Consider the following 13,814-nt stretch of genomic DNA (forward strand, 5'->3'; position numbering starts at 1 on the left):
CTGGGATACGTTGGCTATCAGTGTCCAAATGTCCCCTATTGGGGGAGCCTGGACTGAATTTGAATTAGTGGAGAACCGCATAACTCGTAGGCAGATTGTCCCCCTCCCCGTCCTCATGTCCACTCTCCCCGCCAGCCTCACGCGTGGGTTCAAATAGGAGGTAATCATATGATAGAACGAATCCATTTTCAGGGAACATCCTACACGCCTTCGGAGTTTGCCTCGTACAAGGGGGCTCATCCGGAGGCGTTTTTGCCGCCGGAACCGGTGGAACCGACCATAGAACATCTTAGGGCTCGGAAGCTGTCGGAGCTCGTAACGGCAAAAACTCAAGCGGAGTCCTCCGGAGTTACGACATCTATTGGACTGACAATGAAATACGGAGAGAACGACGTGGTTCTGGTGGATGGCGTGATCCGATATGCCGAACTACGAAGCCTGTCTACCATCCCAAAGCTCATTGAGGCCGATGGTACCATCCACACCGACATATCCCTTACAGATGGGAAGACAGTGCTCATGGAACAGTTCGAGGCGGCATATGCTGCGGACGACAGAATATCTAGCCTTAAGCCCCAGATTGATGCCGCCACCACGGCGGATGAACTGGAGGCGATAACATGGTGATCCTGTGGGTGCTACTGGCCCCGATAATGCACGAGCTCGGGCATTGGATAGCGGCTCTCCTCTGCGGGAGCCGCATTCACTTTGTGTTCGCGTGGGGGCGGCTGTGGAAGATCCCTGTCCCCCGGTGGACGTGGGAGTGGCCGGATGTGTCGGCACGTAAAATACGCTTTATCTGTCAGGCCGGGTTCCTTCTGGAACTCGGCTTGATTCCTCTCATGCCCTGGCCGTATCAGGTGGCGGCCATTCTCCACCTCACCGCTTACCCCTGGTATGCCGGGGACGAATCTGATTTTAGGGGGATGTTTTGATGCGAATTGTCGTTGATCCCGGACACGGCGGCAAGGACCCAGGGGCAGTGCGGAGATGGACACCCTACAAAGGTCTCACCGAGGCTGAGGTGGTATTGGATATCGGACTGGACGTTAGAGATCGACTCGTGTCGTTGAGGCACGAGGTCCGTATGACTCGGGAGACGGACGAGTTTATTTCCCTGTCGGATCGAGCCGCTATGGGAGACGGTGCGAACCTGTTCGTTTCTATCCATGCCAACGCCGCCACCAGCCAGTCGGCTCAAGGGACGGAGGTCCTGTATTATTCTGGATCGAAGCAAGGTCGGTCCTGCGCAGAGATGATCCTGCGTCATCTCGTCCACTATATGGGACTAAGGTCTAGAGGAACGAAACCACGAAAGAATCTCGCCGTTCTGAGGAGGACGAAATGTCCTGCCGTTCTCGTCGAGACGTGTTTTATCTCGAATCCAGAGGAAGGGATGAAGCTGGCCATACCGGAAATTCGACATTCCTTCGCTGTGGCCATAGTCGCTGGGATCGAGGCCTACCGATGATACAGGACTCCGGAGTGACCGACCATGCTCGTTCCATAGGGGCTTGTGTCGCTCATTTCGCATTAAACGCTCTCCCCTATATCGGTCTGGTGTTGATTGGGCATACGGCTACCTCGCTGGATCATCATGTCGATGACTGGCGGTGGGGGACCTATCTGATCTCCTGTGCCTCAACCGTGGTTCTCGGGATCGCTATCTACTGCGTGGTGTCGGCGCTGGCTGTCCCTCAGATGTGGGGATACGCACTGGCCGTGCTTGCCGGAAGGAATACGAAAGAGACTCTGGACATGTTCTCCAAGGACCTTTTGGAATGGATGAAGCGAGGAGCTGGAAAATGAAAATACGGCTCAAGCGAACCATGGTATGGGGATCGTTTTGGTTATCTGCCCTTGTCGTTCTCGTCGCCGTGGTTCGCTGGGAGCCAGTCCCGGAAGGGATTCCGGCTATTTTGACTGGACTCTTTGGTTTTGCCTTAACCGTGTACGGCGGAGCTCAGGCGGCGACGAGGATCGCCAGGAAGGACGAAGAGAATGGATGGAACGAAGATAAAGGAGATTGTTAGAAAATACTGGTGGGTCGCTTTGGTCGTGATCCTTACTTGGGGCGCCGTCTCCCTCTGGAGAACGGAGCAGGCAATAAAGCCCTCTCCGACAGTACAGGAGGTCACGGACAGGGCGATATCCTCCACAGAGGAGATAGACCGCCAGTTGGAGATACTACAAAACCGGGTGAGCGAAGCGGAAAGAGAGGTGAGGTCCCATGCTTGGAAGGCTACGGCGGAGGTTGCGGATCTGGATTGTCAGGCTCTTGCCGCTCGCTGGAATCGTATTGTTGCTGATGAGCGCGCCAGGCGAAGCGGGGTTTCAGCCGATGCGACATCCCCAGACTGGGGAGGATGGGGTCTGGGGGAGTAAGCAGGACTTCCTTGATGCGACTATAGCCTACGAGGTCCAGAAGGCCAGAGCGGACACGTGGGAGGCGACCGCCCGGCAGATGAGCGAGGACGCAAAGGTCGCCAGGGAGGAAGCACAGGAGACCGCAAAACAGATAGCCCGCATTCCCGGACTGGTTGAACAGGAACGCAAGGACGCTTACAAGAAAGGTCGGTCACAGGGGAGACAGGATGCGGGGATATTGGCCGTGGTCGGAGCTGTTGTTATATGGATATTGTAATGAAATAGCCCTCTCGGGGATCTCCTCGGGAGGGCTGTTTTTTTGTTTGTAATCATGGTGGGGAGATTGTAGAATTATGAGGACGAGAACCGGTAGAAAGAGCTTGACCATTCTTGATTTTATCGTGATCGTACAATAAACCGTACAACGCAAGACTTGATTAACCCTGTTATCCTTTGTGGTCGCTGGGATACCTTATTTTTGTTCGAATCCAGGCGGGGCAGCCAATGCCTGTAGTTGTAAGGGTTGAGGACACTTGGTGAAGTTGGAGAAACCTTCCAGCAACGACGGATTTACATAATAGGCAGTAGGTTAGTTATGGTCAGTTGTGACATGGTTTGTGATGTTAGGTCCCATCTTCCCCCTGTGGTGACAGGGTTGAGGTGGGGCTTTTGTTTGTGTAGGGATCGTCACGCTCTAAAAGTTAATGTTGTTGACGAGTATAAGATTATGAGGTAGACTTCATCGTAATTTTTATGGACAATCGCTACCGAAGATGAAAGGCATCGGGATGTGGAAGTCCGGTGAAAATCCGGCACAGCCCCGCTACTGTAATCATGACGAAATCACATGGAGCCACTGCAAGGCCTGGTCTTGTGGGAAGGCGTGAGAGTAGGACGATTGAGAGTCAGGATACCGCCCCTTGCCTTTAACGGTTTTCCGTACGAGGGTATGGGGGCTTTTTTTTATTTTTTAGGTCCTTGTATACCCTCCCTGTGGTTTTATTTCTTTAATGGTTTTAGGGATGGGTGGGGTTGCATTGAAAGGTATAAACATCATTGGGAGATTATCGCAGATTCTGATAGTCCTTATCGGCGTTACCTTTATCTCCTTTTCTCTCATGAGCCTCTCTCCTGGAGATCCTGCGGAGGCCATGCTCATGTCTGGAGGACAATCTGTCTCTCCTGAACTTCTCGAGGCTACCAGGCAGGAGCTAGGTCTTAACCGTCCTTTCCTCGTACGTTACATGTCTTGGCTCTGGGGCGTTTTTAGAGGAGATCTTGGTATTTCATACACCTCTAAACAGCCTGTAGTCGACAGGATGATCGCTTTTTTCCCCGCCACGTTGAAGTTGACCGTAGCCTCTTTGGTCATAATGTTAATTGTGGCAATCCCCTTCGGTATACTTTCCGCTTTATATTGCGACAGATGGCCCGATTATCTGATAAGAGGATTTACCTTCTTAGGGGTATCCGTCCCCAATTTCTGGGTCGGTCTCATGTTTCTCAGCTTTTTTGCCCTCAGGCTACATCTCGTTCCGGTCGTCTCCAGCGGTCAGGGGTTTTCGGATCTTCTTCTGCCTGCCGTTACCTTGGCCTTCGCCATGTCCGCTAAATACACCAGACAGGTTCGCACCGCCGTTCTCGAGGAGCTTCACCAGGACTATGTCCTCGGAGCGGAGGTTCGAGGGGAATCTAGAGTCTCCGTTCTCTGCAGAGAGGTGCTTCCCAACGCGGTCCTGCCGCTTATAACCCTTTTGGGGCTCTCCTTAGGAAGTCTTCTAGGAGGAACCGCCGTCGTGGAGATTATCTTCTCCTGGCCTGGCCTGGGGAATCTGGCGGTTCACGCCATAACGGCCAGGGACTATCCTATGGTCCAAGGTTATGTGCTTTGGATTTCCCTCATCTATATGACGATAAACCTCATCGTTGATATCTCCTATGGTCGTCTCGATCCCCGTATCGGAAGGTCCTCCAGGTGACCTCATGAGAAAAAGATTTGTAGCCTTTTCCTTGCTTTCCTTTTTTGTGTTCTTCATGGCTCTTTTTTCCCCTGTATTAGCTCCTAAAGACGCATTTGACGCTGTAATGAGGGATTCTCTAAAGGCTCCATGTGCGGAGTATCCCTTGGGGGCGGATAAGATGGGTCGGGATCTTCTCTCCAGGATTATTTACGGCACCAGGGCCTCTCTGTCCATGTCCTTCGCGGTGGTTATCTCGGTCTCTGTGGTCGGGACTTTTTTGGGGCTTTTGTCCGGCTATTTTGGAGGTATCGTCGACGGGGCAATAATGAGATTCTCAGATATGATGATAGCCTTTCCCGGAATGGTTTTGGCGATAGCCATCGCCGGTATGCTCGGCAGCAGCGCCGTCAACGCGGTCATAGCCGTTTCCGCTGTCACTTGGCCCAAGTATGCTCGACTCGCCAGGAGCTTGGTTCTCAAGGCAAAGACCTCTCTTTACGTGGAAGGAGCCAGGCTTTCCGGTGCTACCACTGGCAGGATAATCTTTAGATACATCCTGCCGATCATATTTCCTACGATGCTCGTTACTGCCGTGACCGACATAGGGAGCATGATGTTGGAGCTAGCCGCCCTTTCCTTTCTCGGGCTTGGTGCCAGGGCTCCCAGTCCCGAATGGGGGCTGATGATGAACGAGGCCAGGCCCTATCTCGCCAGGGCTCCTTGGCTGATGATATATCCCGGTTTGGCGGTGGTGATGGTCGTGTCTGTTTTTAATCTGTTTGGGGATAGCCTCAGGGATGTGTTGGATCCCAAACATGGCAGCTGTAGATAAATTAACGTAGAGGAGTTTTGTCTTATGATAAGAGAGCATCGTTTTTTCCGTTTTGTCGTCGTTCTTGCCCTCTGTGTGATGGCGTTTTCAGGTCCGAAGACCGCGTCTGCGTCCGAAAAGATCTTGAGGGTTGGAGTGACGAGTTTTGCCGATACTCTGGAGCCTACGACCCAGTATTTTAGCTGGGTCGTCAGTCGCTATGGAGTAGGAGAGTGTCTTGTACGTTTCGACGAAAAGGGAGGTCTGAAACCCTGTCTGGCGGAGAGTTGGAGATGTTCGGATGACAAGAAGTCTTGGATCTTCAGGATCAGAGAGGGAGTGAAGTTCTCCAACGGTAGAGAGATGACGCCCGAGCTGGTCAAGGCCTCTCTGGAGCGTACTTTCACTATGAGCAAAAGAGCCGCGACCGCTTTCTTCAAATACGATTCCATTGAGGTGGACGGGCAAAATCTTATTATAACTACCTCTAGTCCAACCTATAACGTTCCTGGAAGTCTCGCGGAACCGCTTTTTCTGATAGTCGATACCACCGTGGATACGGAGAGTTTTGCTTTAGAGGGTCCGATCTGTACCGGTCCGTATAAAGTGGTTTCGTTCAAGGCCTCCGAGATATGCGTAGTGGCTAGAAACGATCATTACTGGGGAGGCCCGGTCCCCTTCGACAAGGTCGAGTACAAGGTTATAGGGGATCAGGTGACCCGCGAGATGGCCCTTCAGGCCGGAGAGATCGATGTGGCCTACAATCTCAAGTCCGGAAATGCCGCTACTTTTACAGATGAATCGAGATATAGCACCCTGTGTATCCCGGCTCTCAGGACTACTCTGGCTTTCATGAACCAGAAAGGTTTTCTTGGAGATAAGATACTGAGGCAGGCGATCATAAGGGCGTTGGACAGGGATACTTACGTAGAGGTCCTTTTGGACGGAGGGGCCACCGCTGGGAAGACGCCGGTTCCGCCTTCGTTGGATTTCGGTTTTGAGGATATAGAGGATCCTAATTCTTTCGATCCCGATTCCGCCAGAAAGATTTTGACTGATAACGGCTATAAGGACATAGATGGAGACGGTTACGTCGAATCTCCGAATGGAGAGAAGATAGATCTGAATTTTGTAATATACGATAGCCGTGCGGAGCTTGGGATCTATGCTCAGGCAGCTCAGATCAACCTTAAAGAGGTGGGAATCAAGGTCACGGTAAATACAGTAAGTTACGAGACCATGCTGGACAAACAGGAGGCAGGAGATTTCGACCTGATAATATGGTGTGTTTTGGCAGCTAACACGGGAGACCCCGAGAATTACCTTCGTGAATTTTGGAGGACTTACTCCAATGAAGCCCCCAATTCCAATAAGGCCGGTTATAGCAACTCTGAGGTCGACAGGCTCATGGACGAACTTTCCACGGAATTCGATCCGACAAAACGCAGAGACCTGGTCATCGATATTCAGCGACATATAGTCGACGATGCTGCCAGCGTGTTTTTCGGTTGCGAGGTAACCTATTTGTTCTCCTCCAGCAAGGTCACAGGCCTGAAAATCTATCCGATCGACTACTATTGGATTACTAAGGACGTAGATATAGCAGATTAGACCTATGTTGGATATCAAAAACTTATCGGTTGTATATGCTTTGAAAGGGGGCTCTGCTAGACCTGCGGTTGAGCAGTTCTCTTTGTCTGTCGGTAAGGGAAAAATAGTTAGCCTGGTAGGGGAGAGCGGTAGCGGAAAGACGACGGTTATTCGTTCCGTTATAGGAGCTCTCCCCTCTGGGGCTTCGATAACATCTGGAGATATCCTCCTTCATGGAGTTTCTGTATTGGGTTATTCCAGATCGCGATGGAGGGAGATCAGGGGGACCAATCTGTCCATGATATTTCAGGATTCGGGCAATATGTTGAATCCAATAAGGTCGGTTGGCTCTCAGTTTGTGCAGTATATACGGATTCACTCGGAGGTTTCCAGATCAGAGGCCTGGAATAGAGCTGTGTCTATGTTGAGATCCATGAGGCTCCCTGCACCGGAGAACGTCATGGGCAGCTATCCCTTCGAGCTCAGCGGGGGTATGAGGCAAAGGGTGGGTATCGCCATGGCTATGACCTTCCGCCCCGATTTATTGTTGGCAGACGAGCCTACCAGCGCTCTAGACGTCACCTCCCAGGCACAGATAGTCCGGCAGATGATGGAGCTAAGGGAACGATATGGAACCACCATACTGATGGTTACCCACAATATCGGGGTAGCCGCCTATATGTCGGACCATATGGTGGTCATGAAGGACGGTCGTATGCTGGACAGAGGAGATAGAAAGGATATCCTTTCCCGTGCCGGTTCGAGTTATACGAAAAACCTTCTGGATGCTGTGCCGGAAATAGGGGGAAGTCGCTTTGTGTAGACATGGCGAGGAAATCGTTCGTATAGAAGGAGTTACGAAAGAGTTTTTCTGCTCCGGTGGTGCTAGTTTCAACGTAGGACGGCGTTGTGGCAGGATTATTGGGAATCTCTGTGGTTGTCGTCGCGGCAGATTCCGGGGTAAAAGTCGAGGTCGTTCTCTGATAGCCTGTAACGATGTCTCATTGACCCTTCGGCGAGGGGAGACCTTGGGTATTGCCGGAGAAAGCGGCTGTGGCAAGTCAACTCTTGCTAAGATGCTTTTGTCCATGGAATCTCCCTCTAAGGGGCGGATACTGTACAGAGGTCGGGATCTGACCGCCATGGAAGGAGAAGAGCGTCGACGGAACTGTAAGAATATCCAGATGGTCTTTCAGGATTCTCTGGCGTCCTTCCATCCTAGGATGAGGATAGTGGATATAGTTACGGAGCCTCTGGTAAACCTAAAGTTTTTGAAGAAGATGAACAGAGAGGCTAAGGCCTTGGAGTTACTGGAGACGGTGGAGCTGTCCGGTGATTTCCTGTGCCGTTATCCTCATACTTTAAGCGGTGGGCAGATACAGAGGGTAGGAATAGCCAGAGCTCTTTCTGTAAACCCGGAGATACTGGTATGTGACGAAGCAACAAGCGCTTTGGACGTCTCGGTTCAGAGAAACATAGCTCGGTTGCTAGTCGATCTTCAGAGAAAAAACGGAACGACCATGGTCGTCATCTCTCATGATGTCGCTTTTATAAACTCCATCGCCCATAGATTAGCCGTCATGTACCTGGGCTCGATCATGGAGGTAATGCCTACTTCGAGGGATGTAAATAGAGTCGCTGCCCATCCCTACACTCGGGCGCTTTTAGGCTCGATCTTCTCGACCGGGATGGATTTTACGAAAGCCATAGAGAGCTTGGAAAGCGAAGCTCCAAGTGCCTTGGATATTCCGGAAGGATGTCCTTTTCAGGGCAGGTGTGACAGAGTCATGGATATATGCAGGTTTAAAAAGCCGACCCTTGCCCCTCTTAGGGGCGAGAAAGACCATTTGGTTGCCTGTCATCTATTCGATGAAGGGGGATCTCTGTGGGGTTGAAAAACAGGGAATATCTGGCGGTTGCGGTGCCGTTTATATTCTCTACGATCACTCAGCCTCTTTTAGGCTCGGTGGATACCGCGGTTGTAGGTCACCTTGAAAACCCAGCCTTCATTGCCGGGGTCTCTGTAGGTGCAGTCATCTTCAACACGATGTACTGGATCTTTGGCTTTCTCAGGGTCAGCACGACCGGTTACAGTGCCCAGTCTCTGGACTCATCTGACGGAGACGATAGGATGATATCGTTCTACCGTCCCCTTGGAATTGCACTCCTGGTCGGCGTTGCTTTTATCCTTTTTCGTAAACTCGTACTAGAAGCAGCGGGAAATATGATATCTCCGGATCCTGAGGTCATGAGGATGGTAGCGACCTATTTTGGGATACTTATATGGGGAGCTCCGTTCGTCCTTTTTAACTACGTTATCTTAGGGTGGTTAATGGGACAAATGAAGATAAAGGCCTCGCTGATTATGCAGATTTCCAGTAATCTGTTGAATATTTTACTGGACGTTTTGTTCGTCTACGTTTTCTCCATGGAAGTGGCGGGAATAGCTTTGGCTACGTTGATATCCCAGTTGACCTCTTTCGCTATAGGACTGTTTTTCATGGTTAGATACGGCGATTTTTCCTCCGTTCCTGTAAAAAAGGTCTTTGAGCGTTCTGCTATGGTGGCTATATTCAAGGTAAACGGAGACCTTATGATAAGGACCATCTGCTTGCTGATCCACGTAAATGTTTTTACGGCAGCCAGCGCCTCTTTGGGGACGGTAGTTTTATCGTCCAACTCGGTTCTTCTACAGATACAGTCGTTGATGGCCTATCTTTTCGACGGATTTGCCAACGCCTCCAGTGTATTTGCAGGAAGGGCGGCTGGTAGGAAGGACGACGAAGCCCTGAGGTCGGTCTGGAGGATCAGTGCATTTTGGGGAGCCGGGATGGCTCTTTTGGTCGGTGGATTGTATCTTTCTTCTTTATCCGGATTGGTCTCTCTTTTTACAGATATCGACGAGGTGTATGGACAGGCCGTCAGGTATGGCCGGTGGGTCGCTCTCTATCCTTTATTTGCCGTTTGGGGGTTGGTGTTCTACGGCGTCTTCACGGGTGTTTCCGTTACCGGTCCTGTCAGAAACTCTACGATTATGGCTCTTGCCCTATTTATGGCCGGCTATTGGTTCTTTTTCGATCTTTGGGGCAACGATGGGCTTTGGTTGGCTCTCTTGCTATTTTATGCAGGAAGAAGCCTTTTCCTGATGCCCTTTTTACGACGAACCCTTGCTCGACGATAGTGTAATATGGTTTTGTAGGTTTACGACCATAGACGAAGAGGAGGTGCGATGATGTCGTCTTCTAAAAAGTTGAAGATAGCCTGCGTTCAACTGAGATCTAGAGACGTGGAGGAAAGGCAAGAGTCTTTAAGAGAAGCCCTTGAGGGCATAAGGGAAGCCTCTGGGTTTGGTGTTCAGATGGTGGTCCTTCCCGAGGCTGTTTTTCCGGGATATGTGTTGGATCGCTGGTCCGAGGATCCTGACTCTCCGGATGAATCCCGAAGGGCTCTGGAAAGCTTTAGGGAATCCGCCATGGGAAACGGAGTCTATCTGGCCGTGGGGTTGGCACTTCACAAAAACGGAAGATGGATAAACGGAGCGGTCCTCATCGATCCGGATGGGAATATTATTCTGGAGGAAGGCAAGCGTTTTCTGTGGCATTTCGACGATCGATGGTTCGGAAAATCTCACTCCTATGATTTGGCCGATACCCCTTGGGGCAAGATCGGTTTGTCGATATGTGCGGATGCCAGAAATCCCGAGGTGCTTCGTAACCTCTCTCGTAAAGGAGCAGATCTGGTATTGGATCTTGCCAACCTCACATCTTCTGGAAAAGATGCTGATTTGCTTTCAAATCAGCAGGTAAATTTCATGCTACCGGTAAGGGCTTTTGAGAACTGTGTCTGGATAGCTATGGCCAACAAATCCGGAATGGAAAACCGATCGGTCGTCTACTGTGGAAGATCCGGCATATACGATCCTTTAGGTCGCTCCGTAGCCGCCCTGGGATCTAAGGATCCAGGCGTGCTGGTGGAGCAAATCGACCTGTCCAATCGACCTAGCATGGTCCCACTCAAAGAGGGTATCTGTGCCCCCCTGATCGAGAAAAAAAAGCCTCATTTCCAGGGGGAAGCCACTGTGGTTATGGTCTCTTTAGCTCAATTGGACTGGGATTCGCTGGTCGTATTGAACAGGGTAAAAAGCTTTGTCCGCCAAGCTTGGCTTCAGAAAGCCGATTTGTTGGTCCTGTCTCCATTGTCAGACTCAGACGAGATGGAGTCCTTGGCGATGGAGCTTTTGCTGGATCTATCTCGGTCATATGAAAATATGTGGATCGTCTTTGCTAGAGAAAACGGTCCTAAAGGGCCGATCTCGTGGTCGATCAGAGATGGCCAGGTCTGTAATGTCTCTCTCGGTACCCACGGCCATGGTCTGGGAGATACGGTTCCCGTGATTCGAACCGACATAGGAGCCTGGGGAATCTCCATAGGAGAGGACGGTTACGTTCCGGAGGTTTCCAGAATACAGGCGATCAAGGGGGCGGAGATGCTCGTTTGGTTTGCCCCCGATGGTCCTATGACGGAGCATCTGGCCAGAAGCAGGGCGGCGGAGAATAAGTTGTTCGTGGTTGCCGCAGCTTCTGCGTCCGTAGGAGGAAGCCTTATCGCGTCTCCCGACGGAGCCATTTTATCCCAAGCTTTTGTAGGAGAAGATCAGATGATATCGGCACTATGTCCTCTGTGTTTATCCAGAGAAAAATCGGTAGTTCCCGGTACGGACGTGCTTTTAGACAGGTCTCCCGAGGATAATATCTTCAGGAACCGGTAGCCATAGCCACCATAGGGCTCCTTTTTTCGAAGAACCCCGAGTTCTCTCGTTCCAGAATCCTGTCCGCCATAGCCTGTGCCGTGAGCACGGTTCGGCGGACCTTTTTTTTATGGTTGATGTCGTATCCTATGAAATGCCCATTTTCTACTATCAGTTTTATGGTCTCTCTGTCCATGGGATCACCTCCAGATATCTTTTATACAGATATTACGATGTCTTTTTCATCGTGTCAACCGATATTTTGGGAGTGGGGTTGTATAAAATATCGGTTTGATAGATAATGGTATTAGATATGAGCCTTGGAGGTGATGCTATGACTCGAGGGGAGAGATTACGTCGGACCAGAAAGGATCAAGGTCTTACTCAGACCGAGCTGGCTAGGTTGTCAGGGGTAAAACAAAACACCGTAAGTCAGGTCGAAAACGATAGAATAGGTCTCTCCATAGAGACTTGGGAAAGTCTGGCCTCTGTTTTGGGGTGTTCCGTAGGCTATCTCGTAAGTGGAGAGGGAGATCAAAAAAGTTTCGGTCACAGGGGGTCCGCCGGAAAACTCTCGTTTTCCCAGTGGATAGATGTCCCCATTCTCGACGATTCCGCTGTAGCCTGTGCTGGAAACGGCATAGGCGGAATGGCCGAGGTCTATGCCGGTGCGGAGGACTCTATAATGCTTCCCGGCGAGCTATTGGGAACCGTATCTGTGAACGCCGATCGTCGTCCCTTTATAATCACGGTAGAGGGAGATAGCATGGAAGAGGCCGGAATCTTGGATGGAAGTCAAGTCGTGGTAAATCCGGAGGAAGAGGTGTACGATGGCGACCCCGCTTTGGTAAGCTTCGGACGAAATGGCGATTGGGCGGTCAAATGGGTCTATTGGCAGAGAAACGGAGCGGCGGAGATACGATCGTCCTCCTTGAGATATCCTCCCAGATCCTTTTCCGTGGAAGACATAGACGAAGGGCTATTCCAGATAATAGGTAAGGTTGTCAGGACGTTGGGTAAACCTAAAAGAGGGGCTTAAGGCCTCTTTGTGGATCTTTACCCAGGACTTCCGAGATCAGAGAGGTCTACAACTGAAGAAAAGATCCGATTTGGGTCGGTGACGAAATCGAAGGCCTTGGGTATATATCCGGGCCTTCTTTGAATAAAACAGTAGCCGTCCGGGTGTTGGACTCTCCCGGACGGCTACGAATATGCTATTGGCGGAGGGTGTGAGATTCGAACTCACGGAAGCTTGCGCCTCAACGGTTTTCAAGACCGCCACCTTCGACCGCTCGGTCAACCCTCCCAGTTTACCCAGACATTATAACAAGAAAAGCGGATAAGCCAAGGTCTCGTGATAAAATTGAGCTATACAGTGCGATATTCAGACTACGGCATTCAAAAAGGGGGAACAAATATGAATACCAACGATCTTGTCGATAGAGTCCTATGTAATCCAGGAAAAATAGCGGTTATAGGAGCGTCGGACAAGGCAAGTCGTCCTGTCTACGACGTCATGTCCTATCTTAAATCGGTCGGTGTGCAGCTGTATCCCATAAATCCGAGACTAAGGGAAAAGGAGATACTGGGGGAAAAATGCGTCTCCTCTTTGGCCGAGATAGATGATCCGGTGGATATCGTATCGCTTTTCATATCCGCTAGATTTCAGGAAGGATTGAGGGATGAGTTAAACGCTCTTTCCTATAAACCGGCAGTGTGGTTCCAACCTGGAACTAAAAATCCCTCCCTGGAGGCCTCTTTAAGGGAGGATGGTTTCGAGGTGGTTAGCGATAATTGCATGAAGGTTGCGCATCTGCGGCGCTGTACAGTACAAAAGTAAATAGTTTAAATATTCTATTGTTTTTTTGAAGAGGTAAAACGGTATAATGAAAGTGTTCATCGAATGGGAGGATTTTACTTGAGGGAGAGCGTCTTTGTTTTTCGCGTCAGATATGCCGAGACCGACCAGATGGGAATAGCGCACCATGGAAACTATCTCACTTGGTTTGAGATGGGGCGTTCCAACCTATGCAGGGAATGGGGAAAACCCTATGCAAGTTGGGAGGATGAGGGGGTCTTCCTGCCGGTGGTCGAGGCTTCCTGTAGGTATAAATCTCCGGCGAGATACGACGAGGAGCTTTCCTTGCGTACCTCGGTGGAGCAGGTAAAACCCCATAGCGTTACGTTCAAATATAGGTTGTACAGAGGGGATAAGCTGTTGGCAGAGGGGAAGACCCGCCATGCCTTTGCTACTCCGGACGGTAAGTTGATCCGTGGCGGTCACCCCCTTATCCGATGGCTTGAGGAACGGTCGACAGAGGGGCCGTAATCCAAAAGA

Annotated in this window: 19 protein-coding genes, 1 tRNA gene and 1 riboswitch; of the genes, 17 read left to right on the plus strand and 3 right to left on the minus strand. The window is 50.7% G+C overall.

The features are described 5' to 3' along the window. Positions 1-168 precede the first annotated feature (168 nt). The 7 genes from L2W58_RS02015 (at position 169) to L2W58_RS02045 (ending at position 2,644) form a co-directional block, all read left to right on the plus strand. Complete coding sequence (locus tag L2W58_RS02015; RefSeq protein WP_236101350.1) at positions 169-627, plus strand: hypothetical protein; 459 nt, start codon at positions 169-171, stop codon at positions 625-627. Positions 628-773: 146 nt separating this feature from the next. Next, positions 774-935: a hypothetical protein gene (locus L2W58_RS02020; RefSeq protein WP_236101351.1), complete on the plus strand. Its 162-nt coding sequence runs from the start codon at positions 774-776 to the stop codon at positions 933-935. Continuing rightward, positions 935-1,471, plus strand: coding sequence for an N-acetylmuramoyl-L-alanine amidase family protein (locus L2W58_RS02025; RefSeq protein WP_236101352.1), 537 nt, complete (start codon positions 935-937; stop codon positions 1,469-1,471). The genes L2W58_RS02020 and L2W58_RS02025 overlap by 1 nt, the downstream gene beginning before the upstream one ends. Then, positions 1,468-1,809 (plus strand): hypothetical protein, encoded by a 342-nt coding sequence (locus tag L2W58_RS02030; RefSeq protein WP_236101353.1) that lies wholly within the window; start codon positions 1,468-1,470, stop codon positions 1,807-1,809. Before L2W58_RS02025 ends, L2W58_RS02030 begins: the two co-directional genes overlap by 4 nt. Continuing rightward, entirely contained in the window at positions 1,806-2,033 is a 228-nt protein-coding gene (locus L2W58_RS02035) for a hypothetical protein (RefSeq protein ID WP_236101354.1), read from the plus strand. The genes L2W58_RS02030 and L2W58_RS02035 overlap by 4 nt, the downstream gene beginning before the upstream one ends. Beyond that, positions 2,002-2,385, plus strand: coding sequence for a hypothetical protein (locus tag L2W58_RS02040; protein ID WP_236101355.1), 384 nt, complete (start codon positions 2,002-2,004; stop codon positions 2,383-2,385). The genes L2W58_RS02035 and L2W58_RS02040 overlap by 32 nt, the downstream gene beginning before the upstream one ends. 79 nt (positions 2,386-2,464) lie before the next feature. Beyond that, positions 2,465-2,644: a hypothetical protein gene (locus L2W58_RS02045; protein ID WP_236101356.1), complete on the plus strand. Its 180-nt coding sequence runs from the start codon at positions 2,465-2,467 to the stop codon at positions 2,642-2,644. Between the two features lie 468 nt (positions 2,645-3,112). Beyond that, positions 3,113-3,302: riboswitch (cobalamin riboswitch) on the plus strand. 35 nt (positions 3,303-3,337) lie between these two features. Here the strand turns inward: L2W58_RS02045 and L2W58_RS02050 are convergent. After that, positions 3,338-3,487, minus strand: coding sequence for a hypothetical protein (locus L2W58_RS02050; protein ID WP_236101645.1), 150 nt, complete (start codon positions 3,485-3,487; stop codon positions 3,338-3,340). Here L2W58_RS02050 and nikB point away from each other — a divergent pair. From nikB to L2W58_RS02085, 7 genes are read left to right on the plus strand one after another with little or no spacing between them, the layout of a single operon-like run. Continuing rightward, on the plus strand, positions 3,471-4,346 hold the full coding sequence (gene nikB, locus L2W58_RS02055; protein ID WP_236101635.1) for a nickel ABC transporter permease: 876 nt from the start codon (positions 3,471-3,473) through the stop codon (positions 4,344-4,346). The genes L2W58_RS02050 and nikB overlap by 17 nt on opposite strands. 4 nt (positions 4,347-4,350) lie before the next feature. After that, positions 4,351-5,160, plus strand: coding sequence for a nickel transporter permease (gene nikC / locus L2W58_RS02060; RefSeq protein WP_236101357.1), 810 nt, complete (start codon positions 4,351-4,353; stop codon positions 5,158-5,160). Between the two features lie 24 nt (positions 5,161-5,184). After that, a complete protein-coding gene (locus tag L2W58_RS02065; RefSeq protein WP_236101358.1) occupies positions 5,185-6,750 on the plus strand; it encodes an ABC transporter substrate-binding protein in 1,566 nt (521 codons plus the stop codon). Positions 6,751-6,754: 4 nt separating this feature from the next. Then, positions 6,755-7,552, plus strand: coding sequence for an ABC transporter ATP-binding protein (locus L2W58_RS02070; RefSeq protein ID WP_236101359.1), 798 nt, complete (start codon positions 6,755-6,757; stop codon positions 7,550-7,552). Beyond that, positions 7,545-8,624 (plus strand): ABC transporter ATP-binding protein, encoded by a 1,080-nt coding sequence (locus L2W58_RS02075; RefSeq protein ID WP_236101360.1) that lies wholly within the window; start codon positions 7,545-7,547, stop codon positions 8,622-8,624. The genes L2W58_RS02070 and L2W58_RS02075 overlap by 8 nt, the downstream gene beginning before the upstream one ends. Further along, positions 8,615-9,910: an MATE family efflux transporter gene (locus L2W58_RS02080; RefSeq protein WP_236101361.1), complete on the plus strand. Its 1,296-nt coding sequence runs from the start codon at positions 8,615-8,617 to the stop codon at positions 9,908-9,910. The genes L2W58_RS02075 and L2W58_RS02080 overlap by 10 nt, the downstream gene beginning before the upstream one ends. Before the next feature lie 51 nt (positions 9,911-9,961). Next, positions 9,962-11,497, plus strand: a complete 1,536-nt coding sequence (locus L2W58_RS02085) for a carbon-nitrogen hydrolase family protein (protein ID WP_236101362.1) — start codon at positions 9,962-9,964, stop codon at positions 11,495-11,497. Here L2W58_RS02085 and L2W58_RS02090 read toward each other — a convergent pair. Next, positions 11,484-11,672, minus strand: coding sequence for a hypothetical protein (locus L2W58_RS02090; protein ID WP_236101363.1), 189 nt, complete (start codon positions 11,670-11,672; stop codon positions 11,484-11,486). The two genes, L2W58_RS02085 and L2W58_RS02090, sit on opposite strands and share 14 nt — an antisense overlap. A gap of 138 nt (positions 11,673-11,810) precedes the next feature. Here L2W58_RS02090 and L2W58_RS02095 point away from each other — a divergent pair, with 138 nt between their 5' ends. Then, complete coding sequence (locus L2W58_RS02095) at positions 11,811-12,515, plus strand: LexA family protein (RefSeq protein WP_236101364.1); 705 nt, start codon at positions 11,811-11,813, stop codon at positions 12,513-12,515. Positions 12,516-12,694: 179 nt separating this feature from the next. On the opposite strand, the gene L2W58_RS02100 is transcribed toward L2W58_RS02095, so the two are convergent. After that, positions 12,695-12,782: transfer RNA gene (locus L2W58_RS02100), tRNA-Ser, on the minus strand. Between the two features lie 111 nt (positions 12,783-12,893). On the opposite strand from L2W58_RS02100, the gene L2W58_RS02105 reads away from it, so the two are divergent. Both L2W58_RS02105 and L2W58_RS02110 read left to right on the plus strand, forming a co-directional pair. Continuing rightward, positions 12,894-13,316: a CoA-binding protein gene (locus L2W58_RS02105; RefSeq protein WP_236101365.1), complete on the plus strand. Its 423-nt coding sequence runs from the start codon at positions 12,894-12,896 to the stop codon at positions 13,314-13,316. Positions 13,317-13,394: 78 nt separating this feature from the next. Next, positions 13,395-13,805 (plus strand): acyl-CoA thioesterase, encoded by a 411-nt coding sequence (locus tag L2W58_RS02110; protein WP_236101366.1) that lies wholly within the window; start codon positions 13,395-13,397, stop codon positions 13,803-13,805. The last annotated feature ends 9 nt before the right edge of the window (positions 13,806-13,814 follow it).

It is taken from the genome of Dethiosulfovibrio faecalis, from assembly GCF_021568795.1.
GTDB classification, from domain to species: domain Bacteria; phylum Synergistota; class Synergistia; order Synergistales; family Dethiosulfovibrionaceae; genus Dethiosulfovibrio; species Dethiosulfovibrio faecalis.